We start from the raw sequence: 15,622 nt of genomic DNA, 5'->3' as shown, positions 1-15,622 counted from the left end.
CATGCCCCGCAAGAGGGCAGGGAGATCAGAGGAGAGAGCGTATGCCCACCGCAGCAAAACTTGTGGCCGCCGGTTTTTTCGCGGCCCTTGCCTTTATGGTCGGCAACCTGATCATTCCCTATCTGGCCGAAGGGCGGGATTATACCCTGTTTCCCGTGGGGCTTGCGGGTCTCGGGCTGGCGATTGGCTGGCGTTTTACCGGCTACCGGATCGGGCGCGGACTGGGCGAGCCGGTCGGGATTGGCCTGTCCTCGGGGGCGTTGCTGGTCTTTTGGGGATTTCTGGTGTTCTCGATCTACGAGATGCTGCGCAAAACCCTGCGAAACGCCTATGATGGCCCGGTCGAAGCCCTGCGGGCTGCAGTCAAAATCGCGGTTGATTACGGCTATGATATTGCCCAGATGGACGTGATTGCCACGCTGGTGCTGGGCAGTGTCTTCGGGGGCTGGCTGACCGGTGTGGTCGCCCGCCGCTGGTCCTGATCGAGGAAAGTCAATGAAAACCCTGTTTTTCTACGGCACGCTTTGTTTTCGGCCGTTGTTGGAGCTTGTGCTCGAGGGCGAGACCTATCGTGCTGAGCAGGCGTCTTTGCCGGATCATGCGGTTTACTGGGCAAAGGATCAGATCTTTCCGATGATCCAGGCCGAACCGGGCGCGCGTGCTGAGGGAATGCTGGTCAGCGGCCTGTCTGACGGGGCCATCGCCCGGCTTGATCATTACGAAGGGGGCTTTGCCTACAAGCTGGTTGAGATGGCGGTGCAGGCATCTGGGGGGACTGCTTCTGCCGAGGTTTATTTCCCCGAAGAGGGACAGTGGACCCCTGGCCCGGTCTGGTCGCTGGATGACTGGGCCCGTGACTGGGGAGAGATCACGCTGTTTGCCGCGGAAGAAGTGATGTCCTATATGGGGCAGTTCTCACCCGACGAGGTTGCGGCGCGCTTTGCCATGATCCGCCTGCGGGCGGCGTCGAAACAGCGCGCCGCCTCCCTCTCCACCCCAACGGACCTGCGCAGCAAGCGAACCGCATCCGATCTGGATGTGCGCAGAAAATCAAGGCCTTACAGTAATTACTTCACCCTTGAAGAGCAGGACCTTTCCTTTCCGCGTTTCGATGGCACGATGAGCCCGCTGGTGAACCGCGCGGGGTTTGTTGGTGGGGATGCGGTCACCGTTCTGCCGTATGACCCGGTGCGTGATAGCGTTCTGGTGATCGAACAGTTTCGGGTTGGGCCTTATCTGCGCGGTGATCAGCACCCATGGGTGCTCGAACCGATTGCCGGGCGGATTGATCCGGGGGAAACGCCTCAGCACACGGCGCGGCGCGAAGCTCTGGAAGAGGCCAGCCTGACCATCGGTGCGCTCGAACATGTGGGCAATTACTATCCCAGTCCCGGGGCGGTTACGGAATATCTCTATTCCTACGTGGCGCTGTGTGACCTGCCTGACAGTGCCGCCGGGATTGGTGGCGTTCTGGGGGAGGCGGAGGATATTCGCAGCCACGTCATCCCGTTTGCCCGGCTGATGGAGCTGGTCGGGACGGGCGAAGTGGACAATGCACCGCTGCTCCTGTCTGCCATGTGGCTGTCGCAAAACCGTGATCGGTTGCGCAGGGCTGCTTGAAACCCGCGCAGTGCGCACTTACACATGAGAAGAGTTTTGCGGATCCGTTCCGCGCGCGACAACCCAAATACATCCGGCAGGGGGCATAATGGATATCAAACAGGATCTGGCACAAACGGTTGGCAACACCCCTTTGATCCGTCTGAAAGCGGCAAGCGAGGCCACCGGCTGTGACATTTACGGCAAGGCCGAGTTCATGAACCCGGGCCAGTCGGTCAAGGACCGCGCAGCCCTTTACATCATTCGTGATGCGATTGCGCGCGGTGACCTGAAACCGGGCGGCACGATTGTCGAAGGCACCGCGGGCAATACCGGCATCGGCCTTGCGCTTGTGGGGGCATCCATGGGGTTCAAGACCGTGATCGTGATCCCGGAAACCCAGTCCGAGGAAAAGAAAGATATGCTGCGTCTGGCCGGGGCCGAACTGGTTCAGGTGCCCGCCGCCCCCTATCGCAATCCCAACAACTACGTGCGCTATTCCGGGCGTCTGGCCGCCAAACTGGCCGAGACGGAACCCAATGGCGCGATCTGGGCCAATCAATTTGACAATGTGGCCAATCGTCAGGCGCATGTGGAAACCACCGGGCCTGAAATCTGGGCCCAGACCGATGGCAAGGTGGACGGGTTCACCTGTGCGGTTGGGTCAGGTGGCACGCTTGCAGGGGTGGCCGAGGTGCTGCAGCCCAAGGGTGTGAAAATCGGCCTGGCAGACCCGGAAGGGGCAGCCCTTTACAGTTTCTACACCTCAGGCGAATTTGCCGCGACCGGTGGGTCGATCACCGAAGGGATCGGGCAGGGGCGGGTGACCGCCAACCTCGAAGGGTTCACCCCCGACATGTGTTTCCAGATCCCGGATGCCGAAGCGCTGCCTTTCGTGTTTGATCTGGTCGAGCAGGAGGGCCTGTGCCTGGGCGGATCTTCAGCGATCAATATCGCTGGCGCCGTGCGCATGGCCCGCGAGATGGGACCGGGCCACACGATCGTGACCATGCTCTGTGACTATGGCTCGCGCTATCAGTCCAAATTGTTCAATCCGTCTTTCCTGAAAGAAAAAGGGTTGCCGGTGCCCGCGTGGCTTGATCGCGAGCCTGCTCTGCTGCCCGAGGTCTTCGAGGACATCTGATGATGCGCATTTTTCTCCTCCTCTTTGTCCTTGTGCTGGGTCTTCTGGCTGGGACGCCGGAAGGGGTGGCACAACAGGGCGCGGCCAGTTCGGCAGCGCCCTTTCCTGTGCCTGCCACACCGGTGGAGAATGGCGACGAAGGCCAGAAGCTTTATGTGTTGCGAAGCGATGGCAGCCCTGATTACACCGCCTGGGGCAAGCTCGCAGACCGGGTTGAACAGGCGCTTCAGGTGGGGCGGGCCTCTGACGGGGTGATGCGGGACCTGCGGGCCGAACTGGTCGATTGGCGTGGATTGTTTTCTACGGCCAAGAGCGAAAATGATATTCGAATCAATACGCTAAAGACGCAAATTGCCACGCTCGGCCCCAAGCCGGAAGGTGAGGGGACGGAACCAGCGATCCTTACCCAGCGACGTGAGGAGCTGTCCCGGGAACTGAGCGCAGCCCAGGCCCCGGTGCAAGCCGCCGAAGAGGCCCGTTCACGCGCCAATGTGCTGATCGGTGAGATTGACAGCCTCTTGAGGGCGCGGCAGGCCGACCAGTTGCTGAGGTTGGGGCCGACCCCGGTCAATCCGGTGCTCTGGCCCGCCGCGGTTGAGGATCTGGGGGCCTCGCTGCATCTGGTTGCCAGCGAGGTGAAATCCAATTTCGGCAGCGATGCCCAACGGGCGGATCTGCTTGAGGATCTGCCGTTGACCGTCATGTTGCTGGTGATTGGCGCGGTGTTGCTTTTGCGCGGGCGTATCTGGGTCATGCGCATGGGGGATGCGCTGCGGGCCCGACGCAGGGGAAGCTCGCGCGGGGTTGTTGGGTTTGTCGTTTCGATCGGGCAGGTTCTGGCCCCTCTGTTGGGTATGGTTCTGCTGGTCGAGGCGCTTCATCTTGTGGGTATTTTGGGGTTGCGGGGACAGGTTCTGGCCGACACGCTTCCGTCGGTCGCCGTGCTTGTGTTCGGAAGCCTCTGGCTGGGCAACCGGGTGTTCGGTGTCGAAGGGGCGGACTGGCCTGTTCTGGAAATGCCCTCAACCGTGGCGCGGGCAGAAGCCCGGTTTGATGTGGCATTTCTGGGGGGCTTGCTGGCCCTGAAACTGGCGCTGCAGACCCTTGCGGATCACGAGGGATATTCAGAGGCGACCTATGCGGTTCTGATTTTCCCGATCTATCTTGGGCTTGGGGTGCTTCTGGTGCGGCTTGGCCGTCTTCTGCGCCTTCATGCAAAGCTGCGTGCGCGCGATGAAGAGAGTGCCAGTTTCCGGTCCTCTGTGCTGGGGCTTGTCAGCTCCGTCACCACATTGGTCGGCTTCTCCGGCCCGACAGTTGCCGCGGTCGGGTATCAATCTCTGGCGGACGAGGTGCTGATCCCCTGGGTTCTGACCCTTGGCCTGCTGGCCCTGCTCGAAGTGCTGCACCGGTTTGTTGTCAGCCTTTACGGGGTGATCCTGCGCAAGGATGAAGAGGAGGCGGGGGAGGCGCTCTGGCCCGTTCTCATCTCCTTTGCGGTGGTGATCGCCACCTTGCCGCTTCTGGCGCTGATCTGGGGCGCGCGCGTCACCGATCTGACCGAACTGTGGACCGTTGTCATGAACGGTATCCAGTTGGGGGATGCCCGCCTGACACCGCGCAGTTTCCTGATCTTCGCGGCCGTGTTCCTTGTTGGTTACATGCTGACCCGCCTGTTGCAATCCATGCTGAAGTCGTCGGTCCTGCCCAAAACCAAGCTGGATATCGGCGGGCAGAATGCCATTTCGGCGGGGGTGGGCTATCTGGGCATTTTCCTCGCGGCGCTGATCGCAATCACCTCTGCCGGGCTGGATCTCAGCTCGGTGGCGATTGTTGCCGGGGCGCTGTCCGTGGGGATCGGGTTCGGCCTTCAGAACATCGTCTCGAACTTTATTTCCGGTATTATTTTGCTGGTGGAGCGTCCGATTTCCGAAGGGGACTGGATCGAAGTGGGCGGGCAGATGGGCTATGTGCGCGATATCTCCGTGCGCTCAACCCGGATCGAGACCTTTGACCGCTCGGATGTGATCCTGCCCAACTCCGACCTGATTTCCGGCGTGGTAACGAACTATACCCGTGGCAATGCAATCGGGCGGATCATCCTGCCAGTTGGGGTTGGATATGGAACCGATACCAAACGGGTCGAACAGGTGCTGCGCGAGATTGCCGAGGCGCATCCGCTGGTGACGGTGAACCCGCCCCCCTCAGTGCTGTTCACCAATTTCGGGGCGGATGCGCTGGAGTTCGAGGTGCGGGCGATCCTGAGTGATGTCAACTTCTCGCTTTCGGTGAAAAGTGAATTGAATCATGAAATTGCCCGCCGTTTTGCCGAAGAGGGATTCGAAATCCCGTTCGCGCAGCGCGACCTGTGGATCCGCAATCCGGAGGCATTGCGTCCGGCCCCCCCGCGTGAGGAAACGGCGCCCGCCCCGGTCCGGCCTGTTCCGGATGAGTTTACCATTGACGATATGCAGGACGGCGCAAGCGAAGCTGTGGAAGGAGAGGGTGATGAGTGAACCGCTTTACATGCAGGATGCCTATCTGAGGGAGGCCACGGCACGGGTTGTGGCCCATACCGACCAGGGTGGACTTGTTCTGGACCGCTGCCTGTTCTACCCGACAGGCGGCGGTCAGCCCGGAGATGCGGGGCATCTGCGGTGGGGCGGAGAACAGGTGGCGATTGCCACTGCGGTGAAGTCGCCCGAAGGACCGGTTCTGGTGCCCGAGGCGGGGCAGGTGCTGCCTGCGATTGGCAGCGAGGTCACCCAATATCTCAACTGGGATCTCAGATTGCGTCACATGCGGATGCACACTGCGCTGCACCTGCTGTCCGTGGTGATTCCCCTGCCGGTGACGGGCGGCCAGATCGGGGCAGAGAAATCGCGTCTGGATTTCGCCATGGAAACCCCGCCCGAAGACAAGCTGGCGCTGGAACAGGCGCTGAACGCGCTGATTGCCCGTGATCTGTGCGTGTCCGAGCGATGGATCACGGATGAGGAACTTGCCGCCAATCCCGGTCTGGTGAAAACCATGTCGGTTCAGCCCCCGAAAGGGGCAGGACGGGTGCGCCTGGTGCGGATCGGTTCAGATGATGACACGCAGGTGGATTTGCAACCCTGTGGGGGCACCCATGTGCGGCGCACCGGGGAAATCGGCCGGGTTCGCATTGGCAAGATTGAGAAAAAAGGGCGGATCAATCGCCGCGTGGCCCTGCATCTGGAGGCGTAAATCCCACTTTGGGCGGGCGCACAGGGCGAGGGGTTTTCGCGCAAGAACAGTTTTTCGGCAATTTTACGAAAGGTGCTTGAAACCCTTGGTCTTTCGCTATAGCAACACCGGCGGAGCGGTGGCCGAGTGGTCGAAGGCGCACGCCTGGAAAGTGTGTAGGCGGGGAACCGTCTCGAGGGTTCGAATCCCTTCCGCTCCGCCACTATCTCACGGAAAAGATGATGAAACTCTCCTCTGGATTGGATTTTCCAAGTCCAGTTTGTCGCGAAATGCCCACGCTCACGATCGCTCCGACCGCGCTTTTTTCTTTTCTCGGCCTTTGGTCACAGCCAAGAGAATTTAAAGGCAGCGAGCGTTATCAAGGCATTGGCCGTTTTGAGGGGGACCACAGTCAGATCTTCGGAACAGATCTCGACAAAATCCGTATTTTCTGATACAATGCATGACTTATGAAGATATTTATCCGAATGCGGAAACAATGACGGGCGCATAAAAAGCGCCCTGTCTTTCAAGCGCGATTAAGGCTGTTTTATTACATATTTCCGGTTCGGCCGAGGCCAGAGCAGTGCAGGAGCACTGTCGTTTTATACAAGCTCTCAACGAAAACACCAAACAGGTGCGACATACCTCCGGCAATTGTTGTGTGGGGCAACATGCCGGTTGAACAGAGCGAGGGGTGGCCCCGGATATTTACCAAACGCATTGAAAAACGCGTTTCCAACCGCTGTCATCACTGATTTTACAAGACCGGGATCCCGCAACATCCGTTCCGGCTAATGTGACGTGGACATGATATGTGCAGTCGAAGCCATATTGTAATTGACCAATTCGTTTCGGGGGGAACGCGGCAACGCTGTGCGATCGCGCGCGGCTGACACTCCTGTACAGATGCAGTCCGACGTCATTCGACACTTGGAAAGGAAGTCGAAATGGCACTTATTGATATTAATGGCGATCTGATTATTGATGAAACACAATCCCTTCAGGCAGACCCTCTTGTGGAAGATGATGGGACCGAGACACCAACGGACGGTTCCTTCTCCGGTCTGAGTGCTGATTTCATTGCGGCCCTGGCAGGGCTTGGCATTGTCGGGTCGGCCTATGCGGATGACATGGAAATCGGCAATTCCGCCAGCAATTACCACGAAAATGATGGGGACCTCATCAATGGCGAGGCTTTTGTCACGGTTGATCCGGAAGGATCCAGCATTACCAACCTGTATTTCTCCGACACGAACGGAGATCCTCTTGACGGGGATCAGGTTGTTGGGCTGACGACAATTGACGGGGAAGATGTCTTTCTCTGGTCCATTTCGGACAACATGGTCATCGCAACAACGGGGGATGTGAATGCCACTGTCGTGGCGGCCTTCTATCTCAATACGTCCGGCGACAACCTTTCGGCCGAGATCGAGATGGTCACGTTTGAACCCTTCACCCATACCAATGACGGGGACCCGGATGACCGGTTCGATTTCACGGATGTTTTGAATGTTTCCGTGGACGGATCGCTGAGTTTTGATTTCAGCAACCTTGATTCCGGGAACTTCCTGCATGTCTCTGTCGGCGATAGTGATGCCGCCGTGATGGTGAGCGGGCGCAATGTTGTGGTGGACCCTGATGGCTCCATGGACAGCACGTCGGACAGCTATAACACCAGCCAGGGGGGGCAGGGCGCCACGGGCGGCATCAACAACCAGATGTATTCCACCCCGTCCGGCAATAAGACCATCGAAAACACCGGGGTCTATACATTTGTGGTCGGACAAAGCTTCCCGGCGGGGGAGGATAACGGCACCTATACCGATATCGACGACATGGATTATACCGGGTTCCTTGATGTGAAGGACGCGCAGGTTTTCGTGTCGCAGACACAGGGGAACGCAACCCTGTCGATGCAGATTGATGTCTGGACCGCAGGCACTGCGGGGGCTGGCGATGACGCGGCCGGGATCAGTTATGTGGACAATACCGGCGATGATGGGGTGATTGGTGACTATTCCGATGACTATCAGGGCGACCCGGACCCGGCGATCCTCAACGCCAATGATGCGCTCGAAGATGACGTGCCGACCGATGTGCAATATATGGAAGTGATCCGCGATGGCGTGGTGATCTATCGGGATTACCGGCTGAGCGACGGGAATGATTTTGATGACACGGGGGGTGCGATTTCCGTCACCTGGGATGATGGCAATACCTTCACCGTGACCGGGTTTGAAGAACTCGACTCGATCAAATGGTATACGGACGACCCCAACACGTTGGCGGACGAGACCTTCAACCGGTTCTGGATCACCGCAAAAGGCGGTAAATTCGACATTGGCCAGATTGATGTGTCCGAAGGCATCACCGAAACCACCCCGGTGGGCGATCACCTGTTTGTCGATGATGACGGCCCGATGGCGGTGATTACGGATGCGGGGCTTGAGGTCATTCATGACGAGACCCCGGGCGTGGATGGCCCGAACGATCAGGGTGGCGGGGTTCCCGGCGCCTTTGCCGCGATCACCGACACCGCGATCGGCTGGGCGCAAAGCACCGGTCCGGTGGTCACGTCAACCGGCACGGATTATGGCGCGGATGGCCCGGCGGCCGCTCCGGATGACGAGGTCTGGTCGCTTGACGTGGCCTCGGCCGGGGTGGACAGCGGTCTGGATGCCACCGGCGGCGGAGATATCCTGCTTTACAAGGAAGGTGACCTGGTCGTGGGCCGGGTCGGCGGCGAGACCGGCGATATCGCCTTTGCCATCTCGATGGATGCGGGGGCGGTGCTGTCGGTTGTGCAATATCTGGCGATTGATCACCCGAATGACGCGGATCCTGATGACAGCGTGACCATGAATGACGCCGCCCTGCTGGCCGTTCTTGATATCGAGGATGGCGATGGCGACGGCGATCAGACCACGCTTGCCATCGGTGACATGGTGCATTTCGAGGATGACGGGCCAACTGCGCAGATCAATGATGCGGGGCTTGAGGTCATTCATGACGAAACGCCGGGCGTGGATGGTCCGAACGATCAGGGTGGCGGGGTTCCCGGCGCCTTTGCCGCGATCACCGACACCGCGATCGGCTGGGCGCAAAGCACCGGTCCGGTGGTCACGTCAACCGGCACGGATTATGGCGCGGATGGCCCGGCGGCCGCTCCGGATGACGAGGTCTGGTCGCTTGACGTGGCCTCGGCCGGGGTGGACAGCGGTCTGGATGCCACCGGCGGCGGAGATATCCTGCTTTACAAGGAAGGTGACCTGGTCGTGGGCCGGGTCGGCGGCGAGACCGGCGATATCGCCTTTGCCATCTCGATGGATGCGGGGGCGGTGCTGTCGGTTGTGCAATATCTGGCGATTGATCACCCGAATGACGCGGATCCTGATGACAGCGTGACCATGAATGACGCCGCCCTGCTGGCCGTTCTTGACATCGAGGATGGCGATGGCGACGGCGATCAGACCACGCTTGCCATCGGTGATATGGTGAAATTCGAGGATGACGGACCCAGTGCCAATGTCACCATAACCGGTGTGACCGTGACCCATGACGAAAGTCTGGGCATTCAGAATGGCGGGATCCCGACGCCTTCCGAGGACAATGATGATGATGATCAGGCGGGGGCAGCCCCGACCGTATTCACCGATCTTGCCACTCAGGAAAGTGCGACCCTGCGGGGATGGGCAATGAGCGCGGCGGCTGTGGTGAACAGCACCGGTTCGGAGTTTGGAACCGATGGGGCCGGAGCGTCTGACCCGGCGGTCTGGTCCCTTGCGGTTGGCGCGACCAATGACACCGGGCTGACCGATCTTGCCGGGAATGCGATCTTGCTGAGTGCAGAGACCATCAATGGCGAAGAGGTGATTGTTGGCTGGGCTGATGTGGAGGGGGATGGACTGGACGGGGACGATGATGTTCTGGCCCTCGCCATCACCATCAATCCGGATGGATCGCTGAACCTGGCGCAATATATCCCGATCAAGCATCCCGATCAGGACGACCCGGACGATGCGGTGGCGCTGGCGACCAATTCCCTGTCGGCGGTTCTGACGATCTCGGACGGCGATGATGACAGCCATCAGGCCTCGGCCTATATCGGTGACAAGGTGATCATCGAGGATGACGGCCCCGACAGTGGCCAGCTGGATCCAGAGCATCTGGAGGAGGACGACCTTGATACTGCCCTGTCGGTGGGGATCAACGAAGATGGATCGGTGGATGCCCATACGGCCACCTCTTCCATTGACGCCACCACCTTTATCAGCGGCTTTGATGGGCCGGGGACGTTCAACCTCTTTGAGGATACAGAGGTCGACCCGAATGATGTGCTGCCGGTTCTGTTCTCAAACGGGGAACAGGTGACCTATACCACAACGCTTGATATTGACGCGTCCGGCACGGACAGGGTCGAAGCCTGGGCCGGGGGGCGGTTGATCTTTACCTTCACCCTGACCCAGACTGGCCCGACCACGGCAGACGCAACATTGACGCTGAATGACCAGCTGGATCATGTGGCAGGGAATGGTGAGAACCTGGCCCTTGTTGTGGACACAACGGGGGACGGTATCCCGGATGATTTCGTGACGCTGATTGATTTCACCGAGCTGATGGACTGGCGTGATGCGGATGGGGATGCGGTCAACCTGCCGAACGACTATGTGTCCTTTGACGTTGAGGATGACATTCCGGCCCTGACCGATCAGACGGTTTCCAACAGCGTGGACGAAGATGACCTGCCTGCAGGCACCGACACCACGAAAGAAGCCCTGACCGTGAATGGCGATCTGGGTGCGCTGGTGGATCCAGGCACGGATGAAGATCTGGTCTGGACGCTTCTGGCTGATACTTCTGCGCTGACGGCGCTGGGGCTGACCTCTCAGGGGCAGGCGCTGAGCTATGTGGTGTCAGGTGATACGCTGACAGCATCAACAGCTGCGGGAACCGTGTTCACACTGACGCTGAATGGTGACGGGACCTACAGCTTTACCCTGGCGGCCCAACTGGATCATGCAGCAGGGGCAGGGGAGAACAGCATTGTTCTGGACCTGTCTTCGGTGGTGCAGGCAACGGATTTCGATGATGACAGCATAGGCCTTGCCGCCAATGACTTCACCATTTCCGTTGTAGATGATGTGCCGGCGATCGGTCCGATCAGCAATTCGCTGATCGACTATTTCGATGGGTCCACAACCGGGCCAGTGACGCTGAATGGCGTGGTTGGCGCTGACGAGAACCTGTCAGATGCTGCATCGGATGGCACGATGACCTACACGTTCTCGAGCTTCACGGTCGACACGAGTGTGGTGGGCGACCTGCAAGGGCAGCTTGTCGATGATGATACGCGCGTGGTCTATTACGTGGATGGCGCCGGTGGCAGCGACAATGTCTATGATGCGGCGTTTGATACGCTTTATTACGACGTCACGCTGGATCAGACCAATGGCACCTACGAGTTCGAGGTCTATCAGGATCCGGTTCCGCCACTGCTGGAATTCAGCTTTGATGGCTTCCCATCCGGCAAGCAGATCTATGGCGTGTTCTCCTCGGTAAGTGGTGGCCCGGACGGGTTCTCGCTTCTGGTCTTTGCGACCGGTGTGAATGTTGTCAACAGCGGCAACAAGCTGGGGGAAGCGGTCAACGGGAAAGACGCGGGCAATTTCGTGAACTCGTCGAACGCGCAAAGCTCGGGCACCGCACTTGCGGTCAACAACCAGGAGATCGGAGAGGGGCAGGCGCTGAGCTTTGCTTATCTTGATGATCCCTACAGCCTGATCACCAGCCCAACCTTCGATATCAATGATATCGTGGTGGGTCAGGGCACATCGTCTGAGCTGAACACAGCCTATGCCGATGCTGGTTATCTGGGCTTCAACGGCATGATCGAGGTCTCGACCGCCGAAGTTCAGATCGCGCAGGTGACGCCCAGCGGCAATCTCGTTGACATGCGGATATCGGCCTATGATGTGGATGATGGGGACGAGACGTCAACCAGCGAAGCGGATGCGATCAACTTCCTTGAGGAAGGATATAGCGCCGTGCAGCGCGATATCATTTCGGTCAGCGTGAAAGATGCCTCTGGCACCGTGATCTACACGCGCACGCAGGCTGAAGGGAATGATGATGACGGCATCGGAATTGATGTGCTGTTTGACGGGCTCAGCGTTGATGTCCAGAACCTTGCCGACGACTACTCGGTCGAGTTCACGACCGATGGCGATCATGATCTGGCGACAATTGAAAATGTCGATATGGATGGTGACCGGTTCGACATTGGCGGCTACTTCATCTCGGAAGCGCAGCCAACACCTGATCAGCTGTTCGAGTTCGGTGTGGATGTGTTCGATTACGATCTGGACAGTGACAACAGCACGTTCAGTGTCGCGATTGACGGCACCGGTATCTTTGATGACGGGGTGTATGACCTGAACCCGGTTTGATCTGACCCCTATGTGACTATGAGACACTGGGCCGGGCAGGGGAAACCTTGCCCGGCCCTGTTGTGTTCAGGCGTAAAGCAGGTCGGTCAACTCGATCCCTTGCGTGTCCAGCAGGGTGAGGCTGTTCAGCCCGTCCGAGATCACCGTGTCGGTGCCAACCAGCTCGACGCTCAGATCAGACGCGGTCAGCCCGCTGCCCGAGAAGTCGAGAGTATCTACGGCTTGGTCGAAATCGCTGATCGTGTCCTGCCCCCAGCCGGCATGGAACACGAACTGATCCGCGCCCTCGCCGCCACTCAGCAGGTTGTCCGCCGCATTGCCGGTGATCCGGTCGTCGCCCGCGCCCCCATGAGCGTCTTCGATGACCGTGCCATAAGCGATCGAGATATTGTTCGCGCCACTGGTCGCAATGGTGCTGTAAGCGCCTTCCCGAAGGTCGAGAACCACCCCGTATTGTGCGGCAGACATGTCCAGACTGTCCTGCCCCGCGCCATCCCAGATCGCTTCGAACCTGTTTTCCAGCGCCGCGAAATCATAAACGTCATCTCCGCCTGTTGTGCTGGTGTCTGCACCATAGAGGAACTGCAACGCGGCAATGTCATAGATCTGATAGCCGGTTGGCGACCCGTCATAATCGGCATGGGCCGGCCCCACCATGACCGTATATTGCTGGGTGGTTTCAGCCGCGGGAAGGTCCGCGTGAACCAGGCCAAGCGCGTGGCCCAGCTCGTGGATCAGAACACGATAGCCGTCGCTTCCTTCAAGGAGCCCGCCCCCCATCAGCGCCGTGTCAAGCCAGACATCGCCTGCATAATCCCCAACCGGTGTGCCCACCGGGGTTGTGGCAGATCCATCTGTGTCACCGGAAATATCATAGCTCCCAAAGGTAATTGTGGCCTGATCTTCATCTGATACTTCAACAAAATCCAGCCCGGTCATGGCTTCAATTTCAGCCAGCAACGCCCGCACCACCTCGCGCTCGGCGTCGCTGAAGGCCAGGAAGCTGTCATGGACCGTGCTGTCCGCATAGGCGGGCGCATCATTCAGGAAAGTATAGGTGACGGTGACGGCCGTGCCATTGCTGTCGGGATAGTTCAGACGCTTGGAATTGTCCTCCCACAGCAGCCCTTCGATATAGTAGGTGAGTGCGCTCGGGGGGGCGATGTTCAGGGTGACGGTGGCCGTCTCGCTGCCGCCTTGCCCATCGGAAATGGTGTAGGTGAAGCTGTCGACCCCGGAATAGCCGAGGGCGCTTTGCACCAGAATTTGCCCGGAAGCGGTCAGGTAGACCGAATTGCCATCCGCGGTGACCCGGTCACTGTCGAGGATCTGCAATGTTGTTCCGTCCGGGGCGGTATCATTTGAAAGCACGGAGTCCGACAGGAACACGGTGCCGGAGGACAGGCTGTAGAAATCACTTTGCGCCAGAGACCCATCTGCCGGGCTGGGGGTCACACTGATCGAGACCTGGGCCTGATCGGTCAACGCCCCATCGCTGACCTGATAGGAGAAGCTGTCGAGCCCGGTGAACCCCTCAGGAGCGACATAGGTGAAACTGCCATCGGCATTCATCGTGATGCTGCCGCCCTGTGCAGTGGTGCTGTCATAGGTCGCTATCGTCAGGGTGTCGCCTTCGGGATCGCTGTCATTGCTCAGGACGCTGCCCGCCAGAAGCAGGGCGCCTTCTGCCACGCTATAAACGTCGTCCGCCGCAGAGGGGGCGCTGTTTTCCGGCGGGCGGGCCGTTACGTCAATGGTGACCGATGCGGAAGCAGTGCCCCCGTTCCCATCGGACACCCAATAGGTGAAATTGTCTGTTCCCGAGAAGCCATCGGCAGCTTGATACGAGAACTGCCCGTCACTGGTCATGGTGATGACCCCGCCATGGGCGCTTTGGCTGTCATAGTCCGAGATGCGCAGCGTATCCCCGTCCGGATCGCTGTCATTGGCCAGAACGCTGGCGATGCTGTTGAGGGTCAGCCCTTCTTCGGCGCTGACCCGGTCGGCCAGGGCAATCGGCGCATCGTTTTGCGGCAGAACATTGACCGTGACCTCGGCGCTCGCCACCCGCCCCTGAGCGTCTTCGATCCAATAGGTCAGCGTATCGACCCCGTTCCAGTTGGCATCGGGCCGATAGGTCAATGTGCCATCAGCGTTGAGGCTGATCTGACCCAACCCCGCCCCGCTGACGGACTGAACGGTCAATCCCTCGCCGTGGTCATTGCCCAGAACGTCAATTACGGTTGTCCCATCTTCCATAACCGTCGCGCTATCATCCTCGGCCTGTGGCGGAGGGGGGGTGACAGAGATGTCGCTGGTGGCGACAGACTGATCAGAGAAGAACAAAAACTCGATATCGCTCAGCAAATCGGCTGACCCATCGGGGGCGGTGATCAACAGGTCTTCCCCAATCCAGCTGAAATCATACTCTGCCATGCTGCCTTGGTAGATCGCGCTGTCCGTCCCCGCGCCGCCTAGAAGGGTGTCGTTTCCGGCGCTGCCGACAAAACTGTCGTCCCCATTCAGCCCGGACAGAAGGTTGTTCCCTTCATTCCCGGTCAACTGGTTGTCCAGATCGTTTCCGGTGCCGGTCAGGTCGTCCGTTCCCGTAAGCTCCAGCTGTTCCAGATGGGCGCCAAGCGTATAATCGATCGAGGTCCGCACCGTGTCGGTCCCGGACCCGCGCCGTTCTTCGATCACATCCAGTGCATCATCGATGATATAGATGTCGTTGCCTTTGCCCCCCTTGAGGGTAAAGACACCGCCCAGTGCCGAGAGGATGTCATCCCCGTTGGTGCCAGAGATCACATTGCTGTCGCCGCCGCCCTTCGGGCCGCCCTTACCGTTCTTTGCCATCGGTCCTTGCCTGTATTGCCTCAATCACGCCAATTCGGCGCAACACGGGATCCGGATGGGGACCCGTTTACTTGTGCGAAATGATTTCACTGATACGACACTGCGTGATCAACTTTGCTCGAAGGTGATCAACGTTGGGCAGAAGCATACCCAATCGCGACGATCCGCAAAGGCGCTCGAAATGTGCCAATGGGTTTGGCAAGCGAATATCTGCCACCGCCGGGTGAAAGCTATGGAAACAGGCTTTTCCCGGGGCTGGAAAAGGGGTTTCGTTTCATTGTTTTGAGGGGTGTGGCAGGAACCGCAGGGCAGAAGGAGGGGGTGTGTTTTTTGCGCAACAGTCAAGCCATGCCAGTGCCAGTCGCGA

General features: G+C 59.2%; 8 protein-coding genes and 1 tRNA gene. 8 read left to right on the top strand and 1 reads right to left on the bottom strand.

Annotated elements, in window-relative coordinates; genetic code table 11:
* The first annotated feature begins 41 nt into the window (after nt 1-41).
* The 8 genes from K3J57_RS07895 to K3J57_RS07860 all read left to right on the top strand — a co-directional run bounded on the left by K3J57_RS07895 (nt 42) and on the right by K3J57_RS07860 (nt 12,399).
* Nucleotides 42-482, top strand: coding sequence for a TrgA family protein (locus tag K3J57_RS07895; RefSeq protein ID WP_259775328.1), 441 nt, complete (start codon nt 42-44; stop codon nt 480-482).
* 13 nt (nt 483-495) lie between these two features.
* Entirely contained in the window at nt 496-1,620 is a 1,125-nt protein-coding gene (locus tag K3J57_RS07890; protein WP_259795341.1) for a gamma-glutamylcyclotransferase, read from the top strand.
* A gap of 88 nt (nt 1,621-1,708) precedes the next feature.
* On the top strand, nt 1,709-2,743 hold the full coding sequence (locus K3J57_RS07885) for a cysteine synthase A (RefSeq protein ID WP_055191776.1): 1,035 nt from the start codon (nt 1,709-1,711) through the stop codon (nt 2,741-2,743).
* A complete protein-coding gene (locus K3J57_RS07880; protein ID WP_259795340.1) occupies nt 2,743-5,259 on the top strand; it encodes a DUF3772 domain-containing protein in 2,517 nt (838 codons plus the stop codon). Before K3J57_RS07885 ends, K3J57_RS07880 begins: the two co-directional genes overlap by 1 nt.
* Nucleotides 5,252-5,971, top strand: a complete 720-nt coding sequence (locus tag K3J57_RS07875; RefSeq protein ID WP_259790515.1) for an alanyl-tRNA editing protein — start codon at nt 5,252-5,254, stop codon at nt 5,969-5,971. The genes K3J57_RS07880 and K3J57_RS07875 overlap by 8 nt, the downstream gene beginning before the upstream one ends.
* Before the next feature lie 112 nt (nt 5,972-6,083).
* A tRNA-Ser gene (locus K3J57_RS07870) sits at nt 6,084-6,173 on the top strand.
* Between the two features lie 16 nt (nt 6,174-6,189).
* Complete coding sequence (locus tag K3J57_RS07865) at nt 6,190-6,405, top strand: hypothetical protein (protein WP_259790498.1); 216 nt, start codon at nt 6,190-6,192, stop codon at nt 6,403-6,405.
* A gap of 495 nt (nt 6,406-6,900) precedes the next feature.
* Complete coding sequence (locus tag K3J57_RS07860; protein WP_259795339.1) at nt 6,901-12,399, top strand: DUF5801 repeats-in-toxin domain-containing protein; 5,499 nt, start codon at nt 6,901-6,903, stop codon at nt 12,397-12,399.
* A gap of 66 nt (nt 12,400-12,465) precedes the next feature.
* On the opposite strand, the gene K3J57_RS07855 is transcribed toward K3J57_RS07860, so the two are convergent.
* On the bottom strand, nt 12,466-15,255 hold the full coding sequence (locus K3J57_RS07855; RefSeq protein WP_259795338.1) for an Ig-like domain-containing protein: 2,790 nt from the start codon (nt 15,253-15,255) through the stop codon (nt 12,466-12,468).
* Nucleotides 15,256-15,622: the final 367 nt, after the last annotated feature.

Origin of the sequence: Aliiroseovarius crassostreae, from assembly GCF_025137635.1 — a bacterium.
Lineage (GTDB): Bacteria > Pseudomonadota > Alphaproteobacteria > Rhodobacterales > Rhodobacteraceae > Aliiroseovarius > Aliiroseovarius crassostreae.
The sequence above is the reverse complement of the archived record's forward strand: the minus strand, read 5'-3'. Positions and strand labels throughout refer to the sequence as shown.

Excerpts from the sequence above, each read along its gene's own strand:
- K3J57_RS07895 (WP_259775328.1), top strand. The coding sequence starts at position 42 with ATGCCCACCGCAGCAAAACTTGTGGCCGCCGGTTTTTTCGCGGCCCTT.
- K3J57_RS07890 (WP_259795341.1), top strand. The coding sequence starts at position 496 with ATGAAAACCCTGTTTTTCTACGGCACGCTTTGTTTTCGGCCGTTGTTG.
- K3J57_RS07885 (WP_055191776.1), top strand. The coding sequence starts at position 1,709 with ATGGATATCAAACAGGATCTGGCACAAACGGTTGGCAACACCCCTTTG.
- K3J57_RS07880 (WP_259795340.1), top strand. The coding sequence starts at position 2,743 with ATGATGCGCATTTTTCTCCTCCTCTTTGTCCTTGTGCTGGGTCTTCTG.
- K3J57_RS07875 (WP_259790515.1), top strand. The coding sequence starts at position 5,252 with ATGAGTGAACCGCTTTACATGCAGGATGCCTATCTGAGGGAGGCCACG.
- K3J57_RS07865 (WP_259790498.1), top strand. The coding sequence starts at position 6,190 with ATGATGAAACTCTCCTCTGGATTGGATTTTCCAAGTCCAGTTTGTCGC.
- K3J57_RS07860 (WP_259795339.1), top strand. The coding sequence starts at position 6,901 with ATGGCACTTATTGATATTAATGGCGATCTGATTATTGATGAAACACAA.
- K3J57_RS07855 (WP_259795338.1), bottom strand. The coding sequence starts at position 15,255 with ATGGCAAAGAACGGTAAGGGCGGCCCGAAGGGCGGCGGCGACAGCAAT.